24 protein-coding genes are annotated in these 24,124 nt (G+C 73.6%); 4 read left to right on the top strand and 20 right to left on the bottom strand.

Translation table 11 applies throughout. The features are described from left to right. Positions 1-3: 3 nt before the first annotated feature. Genes HBO46_RS02145 through hemL form a run of 3 tightly spaced genes read right to left on the bottom strand, consistent with a single transcriptional unit; the run spans position 4 to position 2,644 of the window. Positions 4-606 (bottom strand): TlpA disulfide reductase family protein, encoded by a 603-nt coding sequence (locus HBO46_RS02145; RefSeq protein WP_224769335.1) that lies wholly within the window; start codon positions 604-606, stop codon positions 4-6. Beyond that, positions 603-1,286, bottom strand: coding sequence for a histidine phosphatase family protein (locus HBO46_RS02140; protein WP_166137367.1), 684 nt, complete (start codon positions 1,284-1,286; stop codon positions 603-605). The genes HBO46_RS02145 and HBO46_RS02140 overlap by 4 nt, the downstream gene beginning before the upstream one ends. Further along, positions 1,283-2,644 (bottom strand): glutamate-1-semialdehyde 2,1-aminomutase, encoded by a 1,362-nt coding sequence (gene hemL, locus HBO46_RS02135; protein WP_224769334.1) that lies wholly within the window; start codon positions 2,642-2,644, stop codon positions 1,283-1,285. The genes HBO46_RS02140 and hemL overlap by 4 nt, the downstream gene beginning before the upstream one ends. Positions 2,645-2,968: 324 nt before the next feature. On the opposite strand from hemL, the gene HBO46_RS02130 reads away from it, so the two are divergent. Beyond that, on the top strand, positions 2,969-4,225 hold the full coding sequence (locus HBO46_RS02130; protein ID WP_166137373.1) for a lytic transglycosylase domain-containing protein: 1,257 nt from the start codon (positions 2,969-2,971) through the stop codon (positions 4,223-4,225). A gap of 12 nt (positions 4,226-4,237) precedes the next feature. On the opposite strand, the gene HBO46_RS02125 is transcribed toward HBO46_RS02130, so the two are convergent. The 8 genes from HBO46_RS02125 to HBO46_RS02090 all read right to left on the bottom strand — a co-directional run bounded on the left by HBO46_RS02125 (position 4,238) and on the right by HBO46_RS02090 (position 12,985). Then, positions 4,238-5,020: a sulfite exporter TauE/SafE family protein gene (locus HBO46_RS02125; protein WP_166137376.1), complete on the bottom strand. Its 783-nt coding sequence runs from the start codon at positions 5,018-5,020 to the stop codon at positions 4,238-4,240. Between the two features lie 69 nt (positions 5,021-5,089). Continuing rightward, the gene (hemB, locus tag HBO46_RS02120) at positions 5,090-6,133 is read right to left on the bottom strand and encodes a porphobilinogen synthase (RefSeq protein WP_166137378.1); all 1,044 of its coding nucleotides are present in this window, start codon (positions 6,131-6,133) and stop codon (positions 5,090-5,092) included. 115 nt (positions 6,134-6,248) lie between these two features. Next, a complete protein-coding gene (locus HBO46_RS02115; protein WP_166137381.1) occupies positions 6,249-7,916 on the bottom strand; it encodes a bifunctional uroporphyrinogen-III C-methyltransferase/uroporphyrinogen-III synthase in 1,668 nt (555 codons plus the stop codon). Then, a complete protein-coding gene (gene hemC / locus HBO46_RS02110; RefSeq protein WP_224769333.1) occupies positions 7,913-8,923 on the bottom strand; it encodes a hydroxymethylbilane synthase in 1,011 nt (336 codons plus the stop codon). Before hemC ends, HBO46_RS02115 begins: the two co-directional genes overlap by 4 nt. Then, entirely contained in the window at positions 8,920-10,203 is a 1,284-nt protein-coding gene (locus HBO46_RS02105) for a glutamyl-tRNA reductase (protein WP_166137384.1), read from the bottom strand. Before HBO46_RS02105 ends, hemC begins: the two co-directional genes overlap by 4 nt. Continuing rightward, positions 10,200-10,889 (bottom strand): redox-sensing transcriptional repressor Rex, encoded by a 690-nt coding sequence (locus tag HBO46_RS02100; RefSeq protein ID WP_166137387.1) that lies wholly within the window; start codon positions 10,887-10,889, stop codon positions 10,200-10,202. The genes HBO46_RS02105 and HBO46_RS02100 overlap by 4 nt, the downstream gene beginning before the upstream one ends. Positions 10,890-11,127: 238 nt before the next feature. Further along, the gene (locus HBO46_RS02095) at positions 11,128-11,373 is read right to left on the bottom strand and encodes a glutaredoxin family protein (RefSeq protein ID WP_191480191.1); all 246 of its coding nucleotides are present in this window, start codon (positions 11,371-11,373) and stop codon (positions 11,128-11,130) included. 4 nt (positions 11,374-11,377) lie between these two features. Continuing rightward, complete coding sequence (locus HBO46_RS02090; RefSeq protein WP_166137392.1) at positions 11,378-12,985, bottom strand: class I adenylate-forming enzyme family protein; 1,608 nt, start codon at positions 12,983-12,985, stop codon at positions 11,378-11,380. 68 nt (positions 12,986-13,053) lie between these two features. Between HBO46_RS02090 and HBO46_RS02085 the strand changes: the two genes are divergently transcribed. The 3 genes from HBO46_RS02085 to HBO46_RS02075 all read left to right on the top strand — a co-directional run bounded on the left by HBO46_RS02085 (position 13,054) and on the right by HBO46_RS02075 (position 16,284). Next, complete coding sequence (locus HBO46_RS02085) at positions 13,054-13,935, top strand: HAD family hydrolase (protein WP_166137395.1); 882 nt, start codon at positions 13,054-13,056, stop codon at positions 13,933-13,935. Positions 13,936-14,033: 98 nt separating this feature from the next. Further along, positions 14,034-14,870, top strand: a complete 837-nt coding sequence (locus HBO46_RS02080; RefSeq protein WP_166137398.1) for a sigma-70 family RNA polymerase sigma factor — start codon at positions 14,034-14,036, stop codon at positions 14,868-14,870. 151 nt (positions 14,871-15,021) lie between these two features. Next, positions 15,022-16,284 (top strand): DUF5667 domain-containing protein, encoded by a 1,263-nt coding sequence (locus HBO46_RS02075; RefSeq protein ID WP_166137402.1) that lies wholly within the window; start codon positions 15,022-15,024, stop codon positions 16,282-16,284. 40 nt (positions 16,285-16,324) lie between these two features. Here HBO46_RS02075 and HBO46_RS02070 read toward each other — a convergent pair whose 3' ends face one another. From HBO46_RS02070 to HBO46_RS02030, 9 genes are all read right to left on the bottom strand, one after another. Further along, entirely contained in the window at positions 16,325-17,458 is a 1,134-nt protein-coding gene (locus HBO46_RS02070) for a lysophospholipid acyltransferase family protein (RefSeq protein ID WP_166137405.1), read from the bottom strand. Then, positions 17,451-18,476 carry an NAD-dependent epimerase/dehydratase family protein gene (locus HBO46_RS02065; protein ID WP_166137408.1) on the bottom strand — a complete coding sequence of 342 codons (1,026 nt, stop codon included), beginning with the start codon at positions 18,474-18,476 and terminating at the stop codon, positions 17,451-17,453. Before HBO46_RS02065 ends, HBO46_RS02070 begins: the two co-directional genes overlap by 8 nt. A 22-nt stretch (positions 18,477-18,498) precedes the next feature. After that, complete coding sequence (locus HBO46_RS02060) at positions 18,499-18,600, bottom strand: 30S ribosomal protein bS22 (RefSeq protein WP_008356322.1); 102 nt, start codon at positions 18,598-18,600, stop codon at positions 18,499-18,501. 141 nt (positions 18,601-18,741) lie between these two features. Further along, positions 18,742-18,948 carry a helix-turn-helix domain-containing protein gene (locus tag HBO46_RS02055; RefSeq protein ID WP_153321904.1) on the bottom strand — a complete coding sequence of 69 codons (207 nt, stop codon included), beginning with the start codon at positions 18,946-18,948 and terminating at the stop codon, positions 18,742-18,744. Between the two features lie 196 nt (positions 18,949-19,144). Next, entirely contained in the window at positions 19,145-20,326 is a 1,182-nt protein-coding gene (locus tag HBO46_RS02050; RefSeq protein ID WP_166137411.1) for an acetoin utilization protein AcuC, read from the bottom strand. A 100-nt stretch (positions 20,327-20,426) separates the two neighbouring features. Further along, on the bottom strand, positions 20,427-21,230 hold the full coding sequence (proC, locus tag HBO46_RS02045; protein WP_166137414.1) for a pyrroline-5-carboxylate reductase: 804 nt from the start codon (positions 21,228-21,230) through the stop codon (positions 20,427-20,429). 32 nt (positions 21,231-21,262) lie between these two features. Next, entirely contained in the window at positions 21,263-22,195 is a 933-nt protein-coding gene (locus tag HBO46_RS02040; RefSeq protein ID WP_166137420.1) for a proline dehydrogenase family protein, read from the bottom strand. Between the two features lie 27 nt (positions 22,196-22,222). Next, a complete protein-coding gene (gene codB / locus HBO46_RS02035) occupies positions 22,223-23,548 on the bottom strand; it encodes a cytosine permease (RefSeq protein WP_166137425.1) in 1,326 nt (441 codons plus the stop codon). Further along, positions 23,545-24,000 carry a nucleoside deaminase gene (locus tag HBO46_RS02030; protein ID WP_166137428.1) on the bottom strand — a complete coding sequence of 152 codons (456 nt, stop codon included), beginning with the start codon at positions 23,998-24,000 and terminating at the stop codon, positions 23,545-23,547. The genes codB and HBO46_RS02030 overlap by 4 nt, the downstream gene beginning before the upstream one ends. Between the last annotated feature and the right edge of the window lie 124 nt (positions 24,001-24,124).

The raw sequence follows: 24,124 nt of genomic DNA, 5'->3' as shown, positions 1-24,124 counted from the left end.
CGCTCAGGCCTCCTCGGCCGCGATCTCCTCGACGACGTCGGTCAGGGTGACCTTGCCGGGGATCGCTCCGTTGATGAGCGCGGCCACGCGGCCCTCGCGGTCCAGCACGATCGTGGTGGGGACGCTGCGCAGGTTGGTGACGTGGGAGAAGGCGAGCAGGGCCTCGCCGTCGACGGCGTAGATCGAGGGGTAGTCGACGCCGAAGGAGCGCTCGAAGGCCTGGCCCTGTGCGGGACTGTTGTCGCGGATGTTGATCCCGACGAAGGACACGCCCTCCTTCGCCAGCTCCTTCTCCGCCTCGACGAGCATCGGCATCTCGGTGCGGCACGGCGGGCAGCCCGACCACCACGTGTTGACCACGACCACGTCGCCGCGCAGGTCGGCGAGGTCGAGCTCCTCGCCCTGGAGCGTCTCCCCCGCGAACTCGACGGCGTCCGAGCGGTCCGCCGGGTCGTACTGCACCACGGCCCCGTCGCCGGTGATGTAGCCGCCGGAGTTGGTGCCGCTGATGGAGGTGCACGCGGTGAGCGCCACGAGCGCCGTGGCGAGCAGGATGACCAGCAGGGCGCGGGGGTGGGGCTTGGTCACGGGGTGGCGGTGGGTCACGGCCTGCGTTCCTCGGGTGCGCCGCCTGCGGAGAACGGCGCCTTCTTGTCTGCGGTGGGGATCAGGTCACCCGCGGGCTCGGAGTAGCTGACCTGGGCCAGCCGGTCGCCCACGAAGTGGAAGGAGGTCAGCGAGCACAGCGTGCACTGGCGGCTGCGCGGGTCGTGCAGGAACGAGCGCTTCTCCGCGGCCAGCCGGGTCGTCCAGATCGGCAGCTGGTGGGAGACGATCACGGCCTCGTGGCCGGCAGCGGCCACCCGCGCGTCGTGGACCGCCGACATCATCCGGTTCACGATCTCGGTGTAGGGCTCGCCCCACGAGGGCCGGAACGGGTTCCACAGGTGGCGCCACAGCTTCGGGCGCTTGACCAGCGTCATCGGGCCCTCGCCGAAGCTGATCCCCTCGAAGGCGTTGCTCGACTCGATCACCCGCGGGTCGAGGGTGACCTCGAGCCCACGCGCGGCGGCCAGCGGCGCCGCGGTCTCCTGGGCGCGCTCCAGCGGGGAGGAGACCAGGTGGGTGATGTCGCGGTCCTTGATGGTGTCCGCGACCCGCTGGGCCATGGTCCGCCCGAGCTCGGACAGGTGGAAGCCGTCGCGGCGCCCGTACAGCACGCCGCCGGGGTTGTGGACCTCCCCGTGGCGCAGCAGGTGGACGATCGTGTCGGGGGTGGCGCTCATCGCTGCTCCTCCTGCTCCTGCGCCCGGGCGGCCGCGCGGGCCGCGCCCGGAAGCGCGTCGAGCACCGTCTGTACGGCGCGGTCGTCGTGGGCGGCCGAGAGGAACCACGTCTCGTACGCCGAGGGCGGCAGGTAGACCCCCGCCTCGAGCATGGCGTGGAAGAACGCGGCGTACGCGCGGTCGTCGGTGCGCGAGGCGTCGGTGAAGTCACGCACCGGGCCCTCGCAGAAGAAGACGGAGAACATCGTGCCGGTGCGCTGCACCGTGTGGGTGACGCCCGCGGCGCCGAGCGCGGCGGCGGCGGCCTCGCGGACGGTGGCCGCGGCGGCGTCGATGTGGGCGTAGACCTCGGGGGTGGCCAGGCGCAGCGTGGTGAGCCCGGCGGTGGTGGCGACCGGGTTCCCCGAGAGCGTCCCGGCCTGGTAGACCGGCCCCTCCGGTGCGAGGTGGGCCATCACGTCGGCGCGACCGCCGAACGCCGCGGCCGGGAAGCCGCCGCCCATCACCTTGCCGAAGGTGGTCAGGTCGGGCGCCCAGCCCTCGACGGCGCCGTCCAGGCCCCACTGGCCCTGGCGCGAGGCACGGAAGCCGGTCATCACCTCGTCGCTGACGAACAGCGCACCGTGGCGCGCGCAGGTCTCGGCGAGGAAGGCGTTGAAGCCGGGCTCGGGCGGGACGATGCCCATGTTTCCCGGGGCGGCCTCGGTGATCAGGCAGGCGATCCGGTCGCCGTGCTCGGCGAACGCCGCCTCGACCGCGGCCCGGTCGTTGTAGGGCAGCACCAAGGTGAGCTCGGTCGAGGAGACCGGCACGCCGGGGGTGCCCGGGACGGCGAAGGTGGCCAGGCCGGAGCCCGCGGAGGCGAGCAGCGAGTCGACGTGGCCGTGGTAGCAGCCGGCGAACTTCACGACCACGTCGCGGCCGGTGAAGCCGCGCGCCAGCCGGATCGCCGACATCGTGGCCTCGGTGCCGGAGGAGACGAAGCGGACCCGCTCGACCGACGTGCGGGCGACGATCTCCTCGGCGAGCTCGACCTCGGGCTCGGTCGGGGTGCCGTACGACGTGCCGCGCGCGACCGCCTCCTGCACCCGGGCGATGACCTCGGGGTGGGCGTGGCCGAGCAGCATCGGGCCCCACGAGCCGATCAGGTCGACGTAGTCGTTGCCGTCGACGTCGGTGAGCCGGGCGCCGGCGGCGGAGCGGATGAACCGCGGGGTGCCGCCGACCGCGTTGAACGCGCGGACCGGGGAGTTCACCCCGCCGGGGGTCACCGCGCGGGCGCGGTCGAAGAGGTCGGCCGACGTGGCGGTGACGAGGGGACTGCTCGGCGTGGTCGCCTGAGGCGTGGAGGCAGGCACCGGATCATTGTCGCCCAACGAGCCAACCGCTCCCAGCCGGGTGCGATCCGTCCCCGATCGGCGATGCCTCGCAGATGACGGACCCCAGGGGGTTTGCATGACGTGGATCACGCGGAAGGATGGCCGACAGGCGGTCCGGGTGTCCTCGGGCACTCCCCATGGCCCGCCTGAGGTCACCGGGGCGTAACCCCGGGCGCGAGAGGTCGTTACCAAGGTCACACGGCCGCCCGCACCGTCCGCCGTCGCACCCGCACCGCCAGCACCACCTGCACCACCGCCGAGCACAGCTGCACACCGAACGTCGACCGAGGCCCAGGAGAGCGCATGTCCGCCACGAGACTCAGCCGGGTCCAGAAGGCCACCGCCCTGGTGCCGCTCGCCCTGCTCTCGGCCGCCTGGACCGCCAGCCTGGCGGGCGCGGGCGCAGGCGGGGCCAACCTGGCCTCCTCGACCTCGGACCCGAGCTCGTCGGCCCGGCTGCCCGACGGCACCAGCGTGCCCGGTCGCGCGATCGAGGCCCCGGCGAGCGTCTCCGCCCCGGAGAGCATCGTCCCGGGCTCCGCACGCCGCGGCGCCGCCCGGATCACCGACGTCTCCGCCGCCGCCATCCCCGCGGCGGCGCTGTCGGCGTACCAGCGCGCCGAGACCGTGATCAATGCTGCCGACACGTCGTGCAACCTGCGCTGGCAGCTGGTCGCCGCGATCGGGCGCATCGAGTCCGACCACGGCCGCTACGGCGGCAACCAGCTCGACACCGACGGCGTGGCGGTGCCGGGCATCTACGGCATCGCCCTGGACGGCACGCGCAACACCGCCCGGATCTCCGACACCGACGCCGGGCAGTTCGACAACGACACCCGGTGGGACCGCGCGGTCGGCCCGATGCAGTTCATCCCCTCGACCTGGTCGGTCGTGGGGGTCGACGCCGACGGCGACGGCCAGCGCAACCCCCAGGACGTCGACGACGCCGCCCTGGCCACGGCGGTCTACCTCTGCTCCGGCGAGGAGGACCTGTCCACGCTGGCGGGCCAGCGCTCCGCGGTGCACCGCTACAACCACAGCGACGCCTACGTCGACGCGGTGCTGGCGGTCATGAACTCCTACCTCGCCGGCAACTTCACCTCGACCCCGAACAGCACCACCACCGCCGGCTACCTGGTCCCCGACACCGACCCCCGGCCCGGTCAGGCGGGCCCGGCCGGCGCCGCGAAGGGCGAGGGCCGCGACGGCCCGCGCCCCGGCAAGGGCGAGGCCGTCATCGCCGCGCCGCAGCCCAGCCAGCCGACCGCGGCGCCGACCCAGCCCTCCGGCGGCGGCGGTGGCGGTGGTGGCGGCGGTGGCGAGAACGGCAGCGGTGGCAATGGCGGCGGTGACAGCGGCGGCAGCAAGGGCGGGCTCGGCATCCCCGGCGCCCCGACGGTCTCGCTGCCGGCCCTCCCCTCGACCGGCGTCACGCCGCTCGACGGCGTGCTCTCCCACGCGCAGGCGGTGGTGCAGTGCACGCTCGACGGCTACTTCGACAACATCTTCAAGACCGACGACCCGTTCGACCGGTGCGTGCAGCGGTACACGTCGCCCTGACCCACCCCGCCCTCACCCCAGCGCCTGCACCACGTAGACCCCCGCGAGGGCGAGGGCGAGACAGCCCAGCAACCGACGCAGCGCGATCTCGGGCAGGCGCGGCTGGAGCGCGGCGCCGAGCCAGCCGCCGGCCAGTCCCCCGATCCCGGCCGCCACGCCCAGGCTCCAGTCGGGGCCGATCGGGCCGGTCGGGTCGCCGGAGGACACCGCCAGCACGGCGTACGTCGCGACGCCGACCAGCGAGGCGACCCAGGTGGCCAGCAGCGCAGCGGGAGCCACCGTGCCCACCGCCATCCCGGCACCGACCAGCAGCGGGCCGATCACCGAGCCGCCGCCGATGCCGTAGATCCCGCCCACGACGCCGGTGGCGAGCGCGAGCACCCGGACGGTACGCCGGCCGAGCCGGCGCCCGGACGCGCCGGGAGCCGGTCGGCGCAGGATCACCAGCCCGACCGGGGCGAGGACGGCCGCCGCGAGCAGCCGGAACGCGTCGGGGTCGGTGACCAGGTGCACCCGCAGCAGCGCGCCGAGGACCACCCCCGGCACCGATCCGACGACCAGGGACCGGGCCAGGTCACGGTCCAGCCGGCCGCGGCGGAGGTGGCGCAGCAGCCCGCCCGGGGCCGAGACGACGTTGAACAGCAGGTTGGTGGGCGTCACCCGCGGGTTCGGCACGTCGAGCACCGAGAGCTGCACCGGCAGCAGGAAGACCGCCCCCGACACCCCGACCGGCGTGGTCACCGTGGCCACCACGAACCCGAGGAGCAGCGCGAGGAGGTCGCGCTGCCAGTCCATGGTCACGCATCCTGACGGCTCCGGGCCCCCGGCACGGCCGGACCCGGCCCGACACGCCGTACGGCGCCGTCAGCGGCGCGCGAGCAGCCGGGCGGCCTCGCTGGCCCAGTAGGTCAGCACCACGTCGGCACCGGCGCGCCGGATCGACAGCAGCGTCTCGAGGATCGCGGGCTCCCGGTCGATCCAGCCGTTGGCGGCGGCGGCCTCGACCATCGAGTACTCCCCCGAGATGTTGTACGCCGCCACCGGGACGTCCACCGCGTCGCGCACCTGGCGCAGCACGTCGAGATAGGCCAGGGCGGGCTTGACCATCACCAGGTCGGCGCCCTCGGCGACGTCGAGGAGCGCCTCGCGCACGCCTTCGCGGGCGTTGGCCGGGTCCTGCTGGTAGGTGCGCCGGTCGCCCTCGAGCGCGGAGCCCACGGCCTCGCGGAACGGGCCGTAGAAGGCCGAGGCGTACTTCGCCGAGTAGGCCAGCACCGAGACGTCGCTGTGGCCGGCCGCGTCGAGCGCGGCCCGGATCACCGCGACCTGACCGTCCATCATCCCGCTGGGCCCGACCATGTGGACGCCGGCGGCCGCCTGGGCGCGCGCCATCTCGGCGTACGCCGCGAGCGTGCGGTCGTTGTCGACGCGCCCGTCGTCGCTGAGCAGGCCGCAGTGGCCGTGGTCGGTGAACTCGTCGAGGCACAGGTCGCTCATCACGGTGAGCGCGTCGCCCACCTCGGCGACCACGTCGGCGATCGCGACGTTGAGGATGCCGTCGGGGTCCAGGGCACCGGAGCCGGTGGCGTCACGCTGCGCGGGCACCCCGAAGAGCATCACGCCGCCCAGTCCGAGCTCCGCGGCCTCGGCCGCCGCGGCGCGCAGCGTGTCGCGGGTGTGCTGCACGACGCCGGGCATCGAGGAGATCGGCACCGGGGCGTCGATGCCCTCGCGCACGAAGACCGGCAGCACCAGCTGGCGCGCCTCCAGCGAGGTCTCGGCGACGGTACGGCGCAGCGCCGCGGTGGTGCGCAGCCGGCGCGGGCGGATGACGGGCGGAGTGAGGGGAGGAGTGAGGGGAGGAGTGACGGCGGGGGCGGACGGCTGGCTCTGGGGGGCGTGGTCCATGGGCCCCATCCTTGCGCGGCCCTGGTCGGGGCGCGCCGGGTGGTCCGGACGCCCGAGACCCCGCAGGCGCCGGGGCGCGTGCGGGGTCTCGGGGCGGTGCAGGTGGTGCGGGGTGCTACTCGGCGCGGGCCTTGCGCGAGCGCGCCGAGGGCTTGCGGTCCGAGGGCTTCGTGACCGGCTGGCCGGCCTCGACGAGCGCGGCACGGCGCGCGGCGCCGAAGTCGGCGAGCGCGTCGGCGAGCAGCTCGACGTCCGGCTTGGGGGCCATCACGTCGACGCGCAGGCCGTGCTCCTCGGCGGTCTTGGCCGTGGCGGGGCCGATCACCGCGATGATCGTCGAGGGGTGCGGCTTGCCGGCGATGCCGACCAGGTTGCGCACCGTCGAGGACGAGGTGAACACGACCGCGTCGAACTTGCCGGACTTGATCGCGTCACGGGTCGGCGCCGGCGGCGGGGTGGCCCGCACGGTGCGGTACGCCGTGACGTCGTCGCACTCCCAGCCCAGGTCGATCAGGCCGGCCACCAGGTTCTCGGTGGCGATGTCGGCGCGGGGCAGGAAGACCCGGTTGATCGGGTCCAGCACCTCGTCGTACTCGGGCCAGTCCTCGAGCAGCCCGGCCGCCGACTGCTCGCCGGACGGCACCAGGTCGGCGCGCAGTCCCCAGGCAGCGATCGCCTGGGCGGTCTTGTCGCCGACCGCGGCGATCTTGAGCCCGGAGAACGCGCGGGCGTCCAGGCCGTACTCCTCGAACTTCTCGCGCACCGCGCGGACGGCGTTGACCGAGGTGAACGCGATCCACTCGTAGCGCCCCTCGACCAGGCCGCGCACGGCCTTGTCCATCTGCTGGGGGTTGCGGGGCGGCTCGACCGAGATGGTCGGGACCTCCTCGGGCACCGCACCGTAGCCGCGCAGGCGGGTGGTGAGCGGGCCGGCCTGGTCCTTGGTGCGGGGCACCAGCACCCGCCAGCCGAAGAGCGGCTTGGTCTCGAACCAGGACAGGGTCTCGCGCAGGTCGACGACGTCGCCGATCACCGTGACGGCGGGCGGGGCCATCCGGGCCGCGCGGGCGTCCTCGGCGATGCTGGCGAGGGTCGAGGTGACGGTCGCCTGGGTGGTCGTGGTGCCGACCCGGGTCATCGCGACGGGGGTGGTCGCCTTGCGCCCGGCCGCCAGCAGCGCCTTGCTGATCTCGCCGATCTGCCCGACCGCGGACAGCAGCACCAGGGTGCGGTTGTCGGCGTACTGGGTCCAGTCGATGGTGCCGTCACAGGTCACCACCGCCACCTCGCGGTGGTCCTTGGTCGTGAGCGGGATGCCGGCGTACGCCGGGACCGCGTTGACCGACGAGATGCCGGGGACGATCTCGAAGCCGATGCCGGCCTTCACGCACGCCTGGGCCTCCTCGGGCCCGGAGGCGTACACGAACGGGTCGCCGGTCATGAGCCGGAGGACCCGGAGGCCCTTCTTGGCGTGCTTGAGCACCACCTTGGCACGCGCGGCGTGGGTCAGCGGCTGGCCGTCCTCGCCGAAGCCGCCGTCGACGATCGTCGGTCCCACCTGCTCGGTGGGCTGCTCCTCGTCCTCGGCCGGGGGCTCGGGCAGCCCCAGGACCACCCGGACCATCTCGGCGTGCTCGGGAGCCTCGGTGACGACCACGTCGGCCAGTCGGAGCAGTTCCACGGCACGGACGGTGAGCAGGTCCGGGTCGCCCGGCCCGCTCCCCACGAAGGACACCCAGGCTCGGGTCGGCGCCTCGGACGTACTGGTCTTGCCTCGCGTCATGCGTTTCGCACCTTGTCTGACTCTCGGACTGCTTCGTCTTCTGTCTGCACCGCAGTGAGCCCACCGGCCCCGTCTGCAAGCATTTCCTCGCCCAACCGGATCCCGACACCTGTGGCATCGCCGGGCGCTCCCGTCGCGGATCTCCGCACCGCGAGCGCTCCGTCGGGTGAGAGCGCAACCGCCCGCACCCAGAGCTCCTCCCCGTCCTCGCCCTCCACGACCTCGGCGAGGGTGCCGATCGGTGCCGAGCACCCGCCCTCGAGGGTGGCCAGGACCGCCCGCTCGGCGTCGACCGCCGCACGCGTGTGCGGGTCCTGGACCGCGGAGAGCGCGGTGGCCAGGGGGTCGTCGCTGCGGCACTCGATGCCCAGCGCGCCCTGCCCGGGGGCGGGCAGCAGCTGGAGCGGGTCGAGCACCTCGGTGATCACGTCGAGCCGGCCGATCCGCGCCAGCCCGGCACGGGCCAGCAGGATGGCGTCGTACTCGCCGTCGCGCAACTTGCGCAGGCGGGTGTCGATGTTGCCACGGATCCCGGCGATCTCCAGCCCGAGACCGAGCGCGTGCAGCTGGGCCGCGCGTCGCGGCGAGCCGGTGCCCACCCGCGAGCCGGCGGGCAGCTCGGCCAGGGTCAGCCCGTCGCGGGCGACCACGACGTCGCGCGGGTCCTCCCGCATGGGGACCGCGGCGAGCGCGATGCCCTCGGTCGGGTAGGTCGGCAGGTCCTTGAGGGAGTGCACCGCGACGTCCACGTCGCCGCGCAGCAGCGCGTCGCGCAGCTCGGCCACGAACACGCCCGTGCCGCCGTACGACGCCAGCGGGGTGCCGGCGGCCTGGGTGCGGTCGCCGTCGGTGCTGATCTCGACGAGCACGACCTCGCGGCCGAGGCGCTCGCGGATCAGGTCCGCGGCCCAGCCGGCCTGGGTGGTGGCCAGGAGCGAGGCACGGGTGCCGATCCGGATCGGCGCCCGGTCCCCCGTGGTCGGAGCAGTGGTCTGGGAGCTGGTCACTCGAGGCCCTCCGGTCGGGTCACGGCGTCCACGGCGCCCGGGTCGAGCGCGAACAGCTCGGCGAGCGCCTCGGTGTAGGAGACGACGCCGGTGTTCGCGAGCTCCTTGACCCGCACGGTCGGCTCGTGGAGCAGCTTGTCGGCCACCCGCCGCACGGTGTGGACCACCTCGGCGCGGATCGCCTCGTCGAGGTCGGGCAGCCGGTTGGCCAGCCGCTCCATCTCGGTCTCCACGACACTCGTCGCCATCGAGCGCAGCGCGACCACCGTGGGGGTGACGCTGGCCTGCCGGCGCGCGGCGAGGAACGCCGCCACCTCCTGGGTGACGATGCGGCGCACCTCCGCGATCTCGCGACCGGCCGGGCTGGCGTGCAGCGCGGCGGCCAGGTCGGCCAGTCCGACGAGGGTGGCCCCGGGGACCTCACGGACCTCGGGCTCGATGTCGTGGGGCAGTGCCAGGTCGACCAGCACGGCCTCGCGGCCGCCGGCCAGCGCCTCGCGGACCATCGGCGCGGTGATCAGCGCGCCGCGGGCGCCCGCGCAGGCCAGGACCACGTCGGCCCGGCCCAGCTCGGTGGCCAGGTCGTCCAGCGGCGCCGGGCGCCCGCCGTACTCGCGGGCGAGACGCTCGGCGCGCTCGGCGGTGCGGTTGGCGATGACCACGTCGGTGGCGCCGCGCCGGGTCACGGTGGCGGTGGCCAGCCCGGCCATCGCGCCGGCGCCGACGACGAGCACGCGGCGGCCGGTGAGGTCCGGGCAGCCGACCCGGTCCAGGGCCGCGGAGACCAGCGAGGGCGCGACGGTGTCCACGCCGGTCTCGGTGCGCGCCCGCTTGCCGACGCGCAGCGCCTGCTGGAACAGCACGTTGAGGGTGGAGCCGACGGTGCCGAGCTCCTGACCCAGGCGCAGCGCGCTGCGGGTCTGGCCGAGGATCTGGCCCTCGCCGACCGCCATGGAGTCCAGCCCGGCCGCGACCTGGAACAGGTGCGAGACGGCGGCGTCGTCGTAGCGGACGTAGAGGTGGGGCACGAAGATCTCGGGGTCGCCGCCGGCACGCTCGACGAGGTGCGCGGACAGCTCCTCGACCGAGCCGTGGAAGCGCTCGACCTCGGCGTAGATCTCCAGGCGGTTGCAGGTGGCGATCGCCGCCGCCTCGCTGACGTGCTCGCTGCCGCTCACGTCGGTGATCAGCTTGCGCAGGCCGTCCGCGTCGACGGCGAGCCGCTCGAGGAGCGCGACGGGAGCGGTGTTGTGGGAGATGCCGACCACGAGGACGCTCATGCGGTCTCCCCCTGTGCGGCGACGCCCGCCTCGCCCTGGGCCTTGCGCTGCTCGTGGTAGGCGAGGATCTGCAGCTCGATGGAGAGGTCGACCTTGCGGACGTCGACCCCGTGCGGCACCGCGAGCACCGACGGCGCGAAGTTGAGGATGCTGGTGATGCCGGCGGCGACCATCCGGTCGGCCACCGACTGGGCGGCCAGCGCCGGGGTGGCGATGACGCCGATCGAGACGCGGCGCTCGAGCACGATCTGCTCGAGGTCGTCGAAGGGGCGTACGGCGACGCCGGCGACCAGCTCGCCGTGGCGGGCCGGGTCGGCGTCGAGGAGCGCGACGACCTGGAAGCCGCGGCTGCGCACGCCGGAGTAGTTGGCCAGCGCCTGGCCGAGGTTGCCGATGCCGACGATGACGACGGGCCAGTCCTGGGTCAGCCCGATCTCGCGGGCGATCTGGTAGCGCAGGTACTCCACGTCGTACCCCACCCCACGGGTGCCGTAGCTCCCGAGGTAGGAGAGGTCCTTGCGGAGCTTGGCGCTGTTCACGCCCGCCGCGCTCGCGAGGTCCTCGCTGGAGCATGTCGTGGTCCCGCCATCAGCGAGGGTCGACAGCGCCCGGAGGTAGATCGGGAGCCGAGCGATGGTGGCCTCCGGGATGTCCCGGGGGCTCTCGCTGGGTGTCCGTGGGGTCACGACTTCTTCTCTCCATGCCACTGGGGCAAGCGCGCCGTGGCGCAGGGCCGGCCCGGCCCGGGGTTTCGTCCGACGGCTCCGTCACTGTAGGAGTTTGTGAACGTGAGAACAAACCGTCGCCACCCCCGTCCCGACCCGTGGGCTACCACATGTGATATGGCCCACGCGTAGCGGGGTGCCCGCTCTGGCGCCTGCCCGGAGCCAGTCCCAGCGCCGGTCCTGACCGCCCGGGGCCGGGTCAGCCGGAGAGCGCGCGGCGCAGTCGCTCGGGGTCGACCCGCCAGAAGTCGTGCTGGCGACCGTCGACGAGGGTCACCGGGATCTCCTCGCCGTACCGCTCGGCCAGCGCGGGGTCGTCGAGGATCGAGATCTCCTCGAACTCCTCGCCGAGCTCGGCGCAGACGGCCGCCACGACCGCGCGAGCGTCGTCGCACAGGTGGCAGCCGGGCTTTCCGTAGAGCGTCACACGCGGCGTCGGGGACATGGCTCTATTCCAGCAGGCCGAGCACACGGCGCCGTTCATGACCCCGCAGCCGCCCCTTCTGCACCTTGCCGGTGACGGTGCGCGGCAGCTCGCCGACCACCTCGACGCGATGGGGCTGCTTGAAGCGGGCCAGCCGCTCGGCGCACCGGGCACGCACCGCCCCCTCCACCGCCTCCGGGTCGCGGCCGGGGGCCACGACGTAGGCCACGACGGCCTCGCCGGTGCGCTCGTCGGGGGCGCCGACCACCGCCACCTCGGTGACGCCGTCGACGTCGGCGACGGTGTCCTCGACCTCCACCGGATAGACGTTGAACCCCGAGACGATCACCAGGTCCTTGAGCCGGTCCACGAGCGTCAGGTCCCCGGCCGCGTCCAGCAGGCCCACGTCGCCGGTGGCCCACCACCCGTCCGGCCCTGGTCCGTCGCTGCCGTCGGGCCAGTAGCCGCTGAACAGGTTGGCGCCCCGCACCTGGATCTCCCCGGGGTCCTCCCCCGTCACCTCGCGCCCGGCGGCGTCGACCAGGCGCAGGTCCACCCCGGGCAGCGCGGCGCCCACGGACCCGGGCTGCGGGGCGGCGCTCACCAGCGTGCTCGTGACGACCGGGGCGGCCTCGGTCAGGCCGTAGCCCTGGTGCACCGGTACGCCGGTGCGCGCGACGAAGTCCTCCACCACCTCGGCCGAGAGCGGGGCGGAGCCGGACAGCACCAGCCGCGCCGGGCCCAGCCGCTCGGCGAGGTACTCCTCGGTGCGCCAGTGCGCGAACGCGGCCGGCGCGAGCGGCAGCACGCTCACCGCCTCGTCGTCGATGACGTCGAGCACGGCCTGCGGGTCGAAGCGGTCGACCAGCACCAGCTTGGCGCGGTGGCGCAGCACGGCACCCAGGACGGCGTTGAGGCCGTAGACGTGGAAGAGCGGCAGCACACCGAGCACCACGTCGTCGCCGTGGATCATCGGCGGCTCGACCTGGGCGGCCTGCTCGATGTTGGCGAGCAGCGCGCGGTGGGTGAGCATCGCGGCGCGCGGGCGCCCGGAGGCGCCGCTGGTCCACAGCAGGCAGGCGAGCTTCTCGGGGTCCTGAAGCGGCAGCACCGCCCGGGCGGCGCCGGCGCGCAGCTCCTCCCAGGCGAGCTCGCCGGGCGCGGGGTCCGCCCCGACGAGGACCACCCGCGGCGCGACCGGCAGATCGACACCGGCCAGCGCGGTACGCACGGCGGCGGCGCTCTCGGAGTCGCAGATCACCAGCCGGGAGCCGGACTCGACCACGAAGCGGGTCAGCTCGGCGGGCGTCGAGCCGGGGTTGACCGGGACGGCGACCGCCTGGGCCCGCAGCACGCCGAGGTAGCCGGCGACCATCTCGATGCTGTTGCCCATCGCCAGCACGACCCGGAGGCCGGCGACGACACCCAGCGAGCCCAGCCCGGTGGCGACCCTCGCCACCTCGCCGGCCAGCTCCGACCAGGTCACGCTGCGTCCGCTCGCCTCGACGAGGGCAAGCTTGTCCGGGCTCTCGGCGGCGGCGAGGAGCACCAGGTCCGAGAGGTCTCGCAGGTCGGGTCCGGCGGGCTCGTCCGCTGCCCCGGCCACGTCCTGCACGGCATCGGAGGAGGACATGCGCGGGATACTTCCACACCTCCTCGCGCCTGTCCCCCCGTGACGCGGATCGCACTACATTGGGGCTCGTGACCCCGCACGCTCCCCGACGCACCCTGCCGGACCTCCGGCAGCGCTCCCGCCTGGCCGGCGAGGCCGCCGCGGCGATCGCCGAGGTCGAGACCGCCCTGCACACCCCCGCCGACACCCGGGGAGCGGCGTTCTTCGACGTCGACAACACCGTGATGCAGGGGGCCAGCATCTTCCACCTCGCACGCGGGCTGCACCGTCGCGACTTCTTCACCACCCGCGAGATCGCGGGGGCCGCCTGGAAGCAGCTGTACTTCCGCGTGGTGGGGGTCGAGGACCCCGACCACGTCGCCGAGGCCCGCGCCTCGGCCCTCTCCTTCATCGCCGGGCACACCGTCGAGGAGCTCGAGGAGCTCACCGAGGTCATCTTCGACGAGGCGATGGCACACCGCATCTGGCCCGGGACCCGGGCCCTCGCCCAGCTCCATCTCGACCGGGGCCAGCGGGTCTGGCTGGTCACCGCCGCCCCCATCGAGATCGCCCAGGTCATCGCGCGGCGCCTCGGGTTGACCGGCGCGATGGGCACCGTGGCCGAGCACGAGAACGGTGTCTACACCGGGCGCCTGGTCGGCGACCTGCTGCACGGCCCGGCCAAGGCCGAGGCGGTCCGCGCGCTGGCCGAGCGGGAGGGGCTCGACCTGACCGCGTGCTCGGCGTACTCCGACTCCGCCAACGACCTGCCCATGCTCTCCCTGGTCGGGGACCCGGTCGCGATCAACCCCGACGCCCGACTGCGCGCCCACGCCCGCGCCCTGGGCTGGCGGGTCCGCGACTACCGCACCGGTCGCAAGGCGGCCCGCGCCGGCGCCGTCGTCGGTGCGGTCGCGGGAGCGGCCACGGGCACCGTCGCGGCCGGCGTGGCGCTGCGTCGCCGCCGCTGACTCCCGCCCGGCAGGCCGGGTGCCCGCGAACGGTTTCGCCCCGAGTGTGTCGGGGGTAACATCCCCCACGCTCGGACAGAGCCACGGGAGGGCGACACATGTCACCGGACGGGGAGTGGACCGCACGCGGGCTCGACCGCCTGCGCCGGGCGCTGCTCGACGCCCTGACCTCCCCCGACCTCCTCCCCGCCGGTCACCTGCCCGCCGGCCCCGCCTCCGGTGGCGGCCGGCTCGCCGCGGTCGCCGACGACGGGGCTCGCGGCACCGCCACCTCCCGCCCGCACGAGCCGCACCCTGCCGGGGGCGCCGGTGACCGCCCTGGTTCTGGGGGTCCTGGGGACCACGACGACTCGGACCTGGCCGCCTCCTCGGAGGAGTCCGCGACCGAGCGCCAGCGCCTGATCGCCCTGGTGGAGCTGGCCCGCAGCGGCGACGCCGACGCGTTCGGGCTGCTCTACGACCACTACCACCTCGCGGTCTACCGCTTCCTCTACTACCGCACCCGGTCGAGCACCCTGGCCGAGGACCTCACCTCGGAGACCTTCTTCCGCGCGCTGCGGAGCATGAAGGGCTTCCGCTGGCAGGGCAAGGACTTCGGCGCCTGGCTGATGACGATCGCGCGCAACCTGGCGACCGACCACTTCAAGGCCAGCCGGACCCGCCTCGAGCTCACCACCGAGGACATGGGCACGCACGACGACGTCACCGAGGGCCCGGAGTCGGCGGTGCTGGCCAGCCTGACCAACGAGATGCTGCTCAGCGCGCTGACCCGGCTGCCCGACGAGCAGCGCGACTGCCTGGTGATGCGCTTCCTGCAGGGCATGAGCATCGCCGAGACCGCGGCGGTGCTCGGCCGCAGCGACGGCGCGGTCAAGCAGCTGCAGCTGCGCGGGGTGCGCAACCTCGCCAAGCTGATGCCGGAGGGGATCCGATGAGCGCGGCCGGCCTCCCTCCCGCGCCCGCGTCCCGCGCCGGGGGCGACCGGCGGGTGCGCGTAACCCAGTCGGGCGTGGCGTCGTTGACCACGGTGTCGGGTCCGGTGCGAGCACCGGTCACGGCGTGGCACGAGACGACAGGACAGAGACGATGAGTCCGGTGTTCGCGGCACGGCGGCGCGCGGAGGAGTTCGACGCGCTCGTGCAGCGCGCCCCGGGCGAGGCCCCGCTGCGCCCCGAGGACGCGCGGTACGCCGAGCTGCTGGAGCTCGCCGGCGCCCTGCGCGCGGTGCCCGCCCCCGAGCCCCGACCGGAGTTCGCCGCCGCGCTGCGGGACCGGCTGATGAGCGCCGCCGCCGAGATGGCCGCGGAGCCGGCGACCGAGCCCAAGGTCCAGCCCAAGGTCCAGCCCAAGGTCCAGCACAGCGTCGAGGACCGGCTGACGCTCCCGCCCCGGCGTACCGGCCGCGAGCGGCGTCTCGCGATCGCCGTCAGCGGGTTCGCGATCGTCGGCGCGAGCACCTCGATGGCCGTCGCCTCGCAGTCGGCGCTGCCCGGCGACGCGCTCTACCCGATCAAGCGGGCGATCGAGAACGCCCACGCCGGCGTCAGCCTGGGCGACCAGCAGAAGGGCTCCACGCTCCTGGGCAACGCCCGGGCGCGGCTGGGCGAGGCGACCGAGCTGGCCCGCGAGGACCCCGAGCGCCAGGACAGCGAGGCCATCCGCGCCACGCTCGACGACTTCGGCAGCCAGGCCGGCGAGGCCTCGGGCCTGCTGCTCGGCGGCGACGACGACCGCGCGGCGGTGGAGACCCTCCAGACGTTCACCGCCGAGAGCCTGTCCTCCCTCGATGAGCTCTCCGGCCTGGTGCCCGACGACGCCCGGGACTCCTTGGTCGACGCCGGCAACGTCCTGCTCGGCATCGAGCTGGCGCTGCAGCAGGCCTGCCCGGAGTGTCCCGACACCCTCACCCAGATCCCCCAGTGGCTCATCACCCAGGCGGCGGGACCCCTCGACCCCACCGCCCCGACGTCGGAGCCCGGCTCCCGACCGCCCGGTGAGGACGACCGCGAGGCCGAGCGGGAGAGGGACCGACTCGAGGCCTCCGGGACCACGACGTTCGCGCCCGTCCTGCCCACCGACATCCCCAGCGACCTGCCCGGGACGGTCGGGCCGCCCGCGGCGGAGCCGGGCGGCACCGGGGGCGGCACCGGGGGCGGCAGCGCGAAGGGCGACGGCGACACCAAGGCTCCGAAGAAGGGCCTTGTCGGCAATCTGGTCGAGGGCCTCACCGGGGGCGAGGACAATCCGCTCCCGGTCGTCCCCGAGCTGCTCGCCGGTGTCGGCGAGCTGCTCGACGCGGTGACCTCGCCGCTGCTCGGCGGCCTCACCGGCCAGGACAAGGCCCCCTGACCCGCTCCCGGACGGCGGCGCAGCGGCAGCCGGTGGGCCCTCAGCCGAAGACGGAGTCGCGCTGCATCAGCAGCGAGTACAGCGTCTGCTGGATCGACTCACGGACCTGGTCGGTCACGTTGAAGACCAGCATCGGGTCCTCCGCGGCGCCGGGCTCGAAGTCGTCGGTGCGGATCGGCTCGCCGAACTCCATCAGCCACTTGGAGGGCAGCGGCACCATGCCGAGCGGGCCGAGCCAGGGGAACAGCGGGGTGATCGGCACGTACGGCAGGCCCAGCAGCCGCGCCAGCGAGGGCAGGTTGGCGATCATCGGATAGATCTCCTCGGCGCCGACGACCGAGAGCGGCACGATCGGCACCCCGGTGCGCAGCGCGGCGCCCACGAAGCCCCCGCGGCCGAAGCGCTGGAGCTTGTAGCGCTCCGAGAACGGCTTGCCGATGCCCTTGAAGCCCTCGGGCCACACCGCGACGAGCTCGCCGCCGCGCAGCATCCGCTCGGCGTCCTCGTTGCAGGCCAGGGTGGCGCCGCCCTTGCGGGCGAGCGTGCCGACGCCGGGCAGCCGGAAGACCAGGTCCGCGCCGAGCGGGCGCAGGAAGCGCCCGGTGTGGTCGTGGACCGAGACCATCGTCATCAGCCCGTCGACGGGGATGGTGCCGGAGTGATTGGACACCACGAGCGCGCCGCCCTCGGCGGGGATGTTCTCGACCCCACGGACCTCGATGCGGAACCACTTCTGCGCGAGCGGGCGCAGCGCCGCCATGACCAGGCGCTCGGTCACCTCCTGGTCGAAGCCGTACTCGTCGACGACGTACTCGCCCGTCGCGCGGCGGCGCAGGAAGGCCAGGAAGCGGGCCAGCTGGGGCTCCCACTCCTCGCCGAAGACCTCGCGGGCGCCGACCTGGAAGGCGGCCAGCCAGTCGCTGACCGGGATCCCGCCGAGCGGATGGCGCTCCGAGGTCCGCACCGCGGGGCGTACGGCGGCCGCCGCGGGCTCCTCGACGTGGCCGGCCGCGGGGCGGGTGGAGCCCTTCTTGGCCGCGGGCCGGCGCGCGGACGCCTGGTCGGGCGCCGCGCCGTCACCGCGCAGACTGCGGGCGGCCGACGACGCCGAACGCCCGGTGCCACGACCGGGTCGGCCACGAGTGCCGATCGGGATGATCTCGGCGTCACCCATGGACGTCACCTCCGATGAGCTGGCGCTCCGCAGCGCGCAGGCCGCGCTCGGCGTACGCCGCGGGCGGGGGCATGGAGGCGATGAAGTCGGCGAACGCCTCGTGGGTCGTGTGGGCCGGGGTGAAGCCGAGCACCTCGCGCATCCGGGTCGTGTCGACCCCGCGTCCGTAGGTGAGGAACCCGAGCTGCTCGGGTGAGAAGTCGGCCAGGCCCGCCGAGCGGAGCGTGGAGCCGAGGTTGCCGACGGCGATTCCGGGCAGCGGCAGCCAGGGGCGGCGCAGGCGGCGTACCGCCTGGGAGAGCATGAGGATGCCGGAGCCGGCGACGTTGAACGTGCCGGCGACGTCGGCGAGCACGGCGTGACGCAGCACCGCGTAGAGGTCCTCCTCGTGGAGGAACTGCATGCGCGCGTCGTGCCCGAGCACCGTCGGGATCACCGGCAGCCGGAAGTAGGAGCTGATCGGGCTGCGCACCTGCGGGCCGATCACGTTGGCGGCGCGCAGCAGCGTCACCCGCACGTCGGAGCGCCGACGGCCGAAGCCGCGGACGTAGCTCTCGATCTCCGCGACGTCCTTGGCGTAGCCCGAGCGGGGCGCGCGACGCGGCCCCATGTCCTCGGTGAACATCGCGGGGTCGCGGCTGCTGGCGCCGTAGACGGTCGTCGTCGACTTCACCACGAGCGAGCGGAGGCTCGGCGCCTTCTGGCACGCAGCCAGCAGCTGCATCGTGCCGATGACGTTGAGCTCCTTCATCGTCCCGCGCCCGCCGGCGGAGCCGGGCGTGGAGATGATGCTCATGTGGACGACGGTGTCGACATCCTCCTTGGCGATCACCTTGGCGATCACCGGATTGCGGATGTCGGCCCGCACGAACGAGACGTCGCCGATGTCGCCGCGAGGCGGCACGACATCGACGCCGATCACCCGCTCCACGGAGGGGTCGGCGGCGAGGGAGCGCGCGAACGTCCGGCCGAGGTCACGGGAGACCCCGGTGACGAGGACGACGCTCCCGGTGCTCATGCCGACCGTCCCCCGGGAGGGGCTACTTACCGAGCTTGCGGCGCTGGACGCGCGTCTTCTTGAGCAGCTTGCGGTGCTTCTTCTTGGCCATACGCTTGCGCCGCTTCTTGATGACAGAACCCACGGGATACCTTTCAAAAGCCGATCAGGCCACTCGAGCACAGCGCCCGGAGGACCGGGCTAGCCTAACGGCCCGCTGGTGGAGGTCAGAATCCAGGCCCCCGGAACACGTCGTTCCGGCGGCGAGACCACGGCGTCCGGCGTCTCAGCCCGCGTCGTAGAAGCTGCGGCGGATGTACTCGTCGGCGTCCTCTTCGCGGACCCGGAACGAGCGGCCCACCCGCACCGCCGGGAGGTCGCCGTTGTGCACCAAGCGGTAGACCGTCATCTTCGAGACCCGCATCATCGCTGCGACCTCGGCCACGGTCAGGAACTTCGCCTCGGAGATGTCCCCCCGGGAGTTGGCTGCCATCGAGCACCGTTCTTTCTCTGCGGCGCGCCACCGGCTTCCCCACCGGTGATGACACGGCCACGTAAGCGTGAGGATAGGGGCAGAAGTGACTCGTGGGGAAGAGTAGAGGTGAAATTAGGCACGCCACACGGCGTGTCGGCTTGCATGGTCCCCGTCGACCCACCCTACGCCGCCTACGGAGAGACGGTCCGCGCCCTCAGGGCATCGGGTCGAGGCCGTGCAGGGGGAACGCCTCGAGGCGGGTGGCGTGGATCGCCCGGTCCAGCCAGGTGTCGGGGTCGTAGCCCCCGCTCCAGTCGCGGTAGGCCGGCGTACGCCCGTCGGTCATGCGGTACGGCGCGGAGAGGTCGAGCACCTCCCGGACGTGCTCGCGCCAGGCATCCGAGGTCTCGCGCTCGGGGTCGACCGGGTTGCCCGCGACGATCGAGAGCAGGTGGGTCCAGGCGCGAGGCACCACGTCGACGACCGCGTAGCCGCCACCACCCACGGCGACCCAGCGCCCGTCGGCGACCTCGTGGGCGAGGTCGTGCAGCGCCAGGTAGGCCGCGCGCTGCCCGTCGATGCTCAGCATCATGTGCGCGAGCGGGTCGTCGGCGTGGGAGTCGCAGCCGTGCTGGGTCACCAGCACCTCCGGGTCGAAGGCCTGCAGCAGCGGCGGGACCACCGCATGGAAGGCGCGCAGCCACCCGGCGTCCGACGTACCGGGCGGGAGGGCGACGTTGACCGCGCTCCCCTGCGCCTCGGGACCGCCGAGGTCCTGGGGGAAGCCGGTGCCGGGGAAGAGCATCTGCCCGGTCTCGTGCAGCGAGATCGTGAGCACGCGCGGGTCGTCCCAGAAGATCCGCTCCACGCCGTCGCCGTGGTGCACGTCGACGTCGACGTAGGCGACCCGCTCGGCCCCCGCGTCGAGCAGCGAGCGGATACCGACCGCGATGTCGTTGTAGATGCAGAAGCCGCTGGCCCGGTCGGGCATCGCGTGGTGCAGGCCGCCGGCGATGTTGGCCGCGTGCAGCGACTCCCCGCTCCACACCTGCCGGAACGCCTCGAGGCTCGCGCCCACGACGTGGGCGGAGGCCTGGTGCATGTGCCGGAAGATCGGGTTGTCCTCGGTGCCGACGCCGCGCAGCGCGTCGGGGGCGGCGGTGGTCCCGGCCCGCATGACCGCCTCGATCAGGCGCGGGTCGTGGACGGTGACCAGCTGGTCCTCGGTCGCCACCTCGGCCGGCACCAGGCGCACGCCGTCGAGCACGCCGAGGTCGCGGGCGAGGCGCATCGTGAGGTCGACCCGCAGCGGCGACATCGGGTGGTGCGGACCGAAGTCGTAGCCGGTCAGGACCGGGTCGTAGACGACCGTCGCCGGCCCCTCGCAGGTGGACATGCGGGGACGCTACCGCGTGACGCCGATCGCTGCTCGGCGGCCCATGATCCACCTCACGGGAACCGGCTCGGCGCGCCTTTGGCGCCGACTCGGCGAGGGGTCAGTCGCCGGCGGCGAGGGCGCGCGAGCGGTCGCGGGCGGCCTCCATGGCGGCGAGGAACGCCGCGCGGACCTTGTGCACCTCGAGCTCGCGCAGGGCGGCGGCCGTGGTGCCGGCCGGGGAGGTGACCTGCTCGCGCAGCACGGCGGGGTGGGTGCCGGTCTCGCGCAGCATCTTCCCGGAGCCCACGACGGTCTGGATCGCCAGCTGGGTCGCGGTCGCGCGCGGGAGACCGAGGTGGACGCCCGCCTCGATCATCGACTCCACGACGAAGAAGATGTACGCCGGGCCGGAGCCGGAGATCGCGGTGACGGCGTCCTGCTGCTTCTCGGGGATCCGCAGCACCTGGCCCACCGAGGCCATCAGGCTCTCGGCCTCGAGGAGCTGGTCCTCGGTGCAGTGCGAGCCGGGCGAGATCGCCGACATGCCCTCATCGACCAGCGCCGGGGTGTTGGGCATGACCCGCACGACCGCGACGCCCTCGGGCACCCGCTCCTCGATGTACGCCGTGGTGATGCCGGCGGCCAGCGAGACCAGCAGCTGGCCGGGGCGCAGGTCGGGGGCGATCTCGGCGAGCACGTCGCCCATGTCCTGCGGCTTCACCACGAGCGCGACGGTGCTGGCCTCGCGGACCGCCTCGCGGTTGCCCACGACCGAGACGCCGTAGCGCTCCTCGAGCTCGCGGGCGCGCTCCTCGCGCTTCTCGCCGACGAGGAGCTGGTCGACACGGCGACCGGCACGGACGAGGCCCGACAGCAGGGTCTCCCCCATGACGCCGGCACCGAGGATCGCGGTCTGCGACATGGTGGTCCCACTTCTTTCCGGGATCTCCCGGCTCAGCGTTTGGAGACCAGGGAGGTGATGAACAACGACAGGTTGCGCGGCCGCTCCGCCATCCTCCGCACGAGGTAGGGGTACCACTGCGAGCCGTAGGGAACGTACACCCGCACGTGCTCGCCCGCCGCGGCCAGGCGGCGCTGCTCCTCTGGTCGCACGCCGTAGAGCATCTGGAACTCATAGCTCCCCTGCGGACGGCGGTGGCGCCCGGCGAGCGCGAGCGCGACCTCGATCAGGGTCGGGTCGTGGGTGGCGATCATCGGGTGGCCCTGCCCGGCCATCAGGATCTTCAAGCAGCGCACGAACGCGCGGTCCACGTCGTTCGGGTCGGTCCAGGCGACCGATTCGGGCGCGGCGTAGGCGCCCTTGCACAGCCGCACCCGCGAGCCCTCGTGGGCCAGGCCGCGGCAGTCGTCGAGGGTGCGGTGCAGCTGGGCCTGGAGCACCGCCCCGGTCTCCGGGAAGTCCTTGCGCAGCTCGCGCAGCACGCCCAGCGTCGCGTCGGTGGTGGTGTGGTCCTCCATGTCGACGGTGATCGTGGTCCCGGCGTTGCGGGCGGCCCGGCAGATCGTGCGGGCGTTCTCGAGGGCCACCCGGTCGCCGTCGGGCAGCGCCAGCCCGATCGCGCTGAGCTTGACCGAGACCTCCGCGCTGCGGCTCAGCCCGCGCGCGGGCAGGTGGCCGAGCAGCTCGAGGTACGCCGCGACCGTCGCGTCGGCCTGGTGCAGCTCGCGGGTGTCCTCGCCCAGGTGGTCCAGGCTGGTGGAGAGCCCGTCGGCGGCGAGCTCCTCCGCCACCGCGAGCACGTCGTCGGTCCCGGTCCCGGCGACGTAGCCCGCCACCATGCGGGCGGTCGCCGGGAGCCGGGTGAGGAGGTCCTGGAGTCGGTCGCTGCGGGACAGCAGCAGGATCGGCTGGCGCAGGAGGGACATGTGACCGAGATTACGCGGTGGCGCCCGTCAACGGGTCGCTGACGACGCCTCCATGCCCGCCCGATCGGCGCGGGAGCGGTTCAGCAGCACCGCCGCCAGCACCGCGACCACGATGCCGATCAGCGGCGGGATGCCGATCTCGGCCTCCTTCGATCCCCACGCGGCGAGGCTGCCCAGGGCGTACGCCGCGACGTTGCGCAGGTCGAGCGGGACGGTGCGCTGCCCGGTCGCGATCCCCCGGCGCCAGCGCAGGAAGAAGTCGGCGATGATCACCCCGCCCAGCGGTGGGATGAAGGTGCCGAGCAGGCCGAGGTAGTCGACCAGGTGGTTCTGCACGCCGGTGAGCGCCAGCGCGGTGCCGATGATCGAGCCGCCCACCACGAAAGGGGTCTTGCGAGGTCGCTCGAAGAGCTCGGCCCCCGCGACGCCGAAGGCGTACGCCGTGTCGGCGTTGGACTTCCACAGGTTGCCGAACAGCAGGAACACGCCCCAGCCGACCAGCCCGAGGTTGTAGAGCACGAGCACGAAGTCGCCCTCACCGAAGGTGATCGCGCCGATCGCGCCGAACAGGATCATCAGCCCGTTGCCGATCAGGAACCCGATCAGGCAGGCCCACACCGCCTGGCGCCCGGTGCGGGCGAACCGGGTCCAGTTCGGGGCCTGGGTGCCGGCCGAGACGAACGTGCCGACCACCGTCGTGATCGCGACCGGGATCGCCATCGTCGCGGTCGGCTCGACCGCGAACAGCCCGGAGAGGCCGTCGACCTCCTCCAGGGAGCGCAGCACGACCCAGAACGCCAGCACCAGGATCAGCGGCGTGGACACCAGCGAGACCCAGTACATCCCGCGGTAGCCGTAGCAGGCGGTGGCGCACATCAAGACGCTGGTGAGCACCATGATCGACGCCTTGGCGCCGTAGGACTCCCAGCCCGCCGCGCGGGCGGTCAGGTCGCCGATGGTGCCGACGACCACGCCGTACCACCCGATCTGGGTGCCGCCGAGCAGGATCGAGGCGAGCTTGGAGCCGCCGTGGCCGAAGGTGTAGCGGGCCATGACGACGGTGGTCAGCCCGGTGCGCGCCCCGACGTAGCCCATCAAAGCGACGTAGGCGCCGAGGATCAGGGAGCCCCCGAGGATGACCAGCAGCAGGTCGCCGAAGGTGAACGCCGGACCGAGGGCGGCGCCGGCGAGCATCGTCGGGGTGAAGACGGTGAAGCCGAGCAGCACCACGGCCAGCGACAGGAACGACTTGCGGGCGTGCAGCGGCACCGGGGTGACCGGGTAGTCCGGGTCGACCGGCTCCTCGGCCGCCGTGCCCGGACCGGTGGCACGGGCCTCGGGCGTGGTGCTCACGACTCCTCGCCGATGTCCTCGGCCCACAGCTGGGGGCGCTCGGTGATCATCCGCTGCATCAACGCCACGCAGGCGGCGTCGTCGACCACGTCGACCTGCACGCCGCGGCTGCGCAGCCAGTCCTCGGAGGCCTGGAAGGTCTGGTTCTCCCCGACCACGATCCGCGGGATGTCGTAGAGGACCGCGGTGCCGGCGCACATGAAGCACGGCGAGAGCGTCGTGTAGAGCACGCTGCGCCGGTAGACCGACGCCGGCAGCCGGCCGGCGTTCTCGATGCAGTCGGTCTCGCCGTGCCGGATCGCGCTGCCGAGCTGCACGCGACGGTTGCGTCCGACCGCCAGCACCTCGCCCTCGTGGACGAGAGCGGCACCGATGGGGATCCCACCCTCATCCCAGCCGAGTCGTGCCTGCTCGATCGCCAGATCGAGGAATGTCCGGTCCTGGTCGTCCATGGGGGCTCCTTGAGGTGCGGGATCGCGGATCTCCACCCGACCAGAGGCCCGCGGAGCCCAGCAAGGGACGAGATGTCAGGCCCGGGACGCGCGATGCCTGACACCCTGTCACGTCAGCCGTGTG

This window comes from Nocardioides ochotonae (assembly GCF_011420305.2).
GTDB classification, from domain to species: domain Bacteria; phylum Actinomycetota; class Actinomycetes; order Propionibacteriales; family Nocardioidaceae; genus Nocardioides; species Nocardioides ochotonae.
The sequence above is the reverse complement of the archived record's forward strand: the minus strand, read 5'-3'. Positions and strand labels throughout refer to the sequence as shown.

Bases quoted from the DNA above. Each gene is read 5' to 3' on its own strand.
- HBO46_RS02125 (WP_166137376.1), bottom strand. From the start codon at position 5,020: ATGGACTGGCAGCGCGACCTCCTCGCGCTGCTCCTCGGGTTCGTGGTG.
- HBO46_RS02030 (WP_166137428.1), bottom strand. From the start codon at position 24,000: ATGGACGACCAGGACCGGACATTCCTCGATCTGGCGATCGAGCAGGCA.
- HBO46_RS02090 (WP_166137392.1), bottom strand. From the start codon at position 12,985: ATGTCCTCCTCCGATGCCGTGCAGGACGTGGCCGGGGCAGCGGACGAG.
- HBO46_RS02055 (WP_153321904.1), bottom strand. From the start codon at position 18,948: ATGGCAGCCAACTCCCGGGGGGACATCTCCGAGGCGAAGTTCCTGACC.
- HBO46_RS02040 (WP_166137420.1), bottom strand. From the start codon at position 22,195: ATGTCCCTCCTGCGCCAGCCGATCCTGCTGCTGTCCCGCAGCGACCGA.
- hemB (WP_166137378.1), bottom strand. From the start codon at position 6,133: ATGGACCACGCCCCCCAGAGCCAGCCGTCCGCCCCCGCCGTCACTCCT.
- HBO46_RS02080 (WP_166137398.1), top strand. From the start codon at position 14,034: ATGTCACCGGACGGGGAGTGGACCGCACGCGGGCTCGACCGCCTGCGC.
- HBO46_RS02140 (WP_166137367.1), bottom strand. From the start codon at position 1,286: ATGAGCGCCACCCCCGACACGATCGTCCACCTGCTGCGCCACGGGGAG.
- proC (WP_166137414.1), bottom strand. From the start codon at position 21,230: ATGTCGCAGACCGCGATCCTCGGTGCCGGCGTCATGGGGGAGACCCTG.
- HBO46_RS02115 (WP_166137381.1), bottom strand. From the start codon at position 7,916: ATGACGCGAGGCAAGACCAGTACGTCCGAGGCGCCGACCCGAGCCTGG.
- HBO46_RS02095 (WP_191480191.1), bottom strand. From the start codon at position 11,373: ATGTCCCCGACGCCGCGTGTGACGCTCTACGGAAAGCCCGGCTGCCAC.
- HBO46_RS02130 (WP_166137373.1), top strand. From the start codon at position 2,969: ATGTCCGCCACGAGACTCAGCCGGGTCCAGAAGGCCACCGCCCTGGTG.
- HBO46_RS02105 (WP_166137384.1), bottom strand. From the start codon at position 10,203: ATGAGCGTCCTCGTGGTCGGCATCTCCCACAACACCGCTCCCGTCGCG.
- HBO46_RS02065 (WP_166137408.1), bottom strand. From the start codon at position 18,476: ATGAGCACCGGGAGCGTCGTCCTCGTCACCGGGGTCTCCCGTGACCTC.
- HBO46_RS02050 (WP_166137411.1), bottom strand. From the start codon at position 20,326: ATGTCCACCTGCGAGGGGCCGGCGACGGTCGTCTACGACCCGGTCCTG.
- HBO46_RS02075 (WP_166137402.1), top strand. From the start codon at position 15,022: ATGAGTCCGGTGTTCGCGGCACGGCGGCGCGCGGAGGAGTTCGACGCG.
- HBO46_RS02070 (WP_166137405.1), bottom strand. From the start codon at position 17,458: ATGGGTGACGCCGAGATCATCCCGATCGGCACTCGTGGCCGACCCGGT.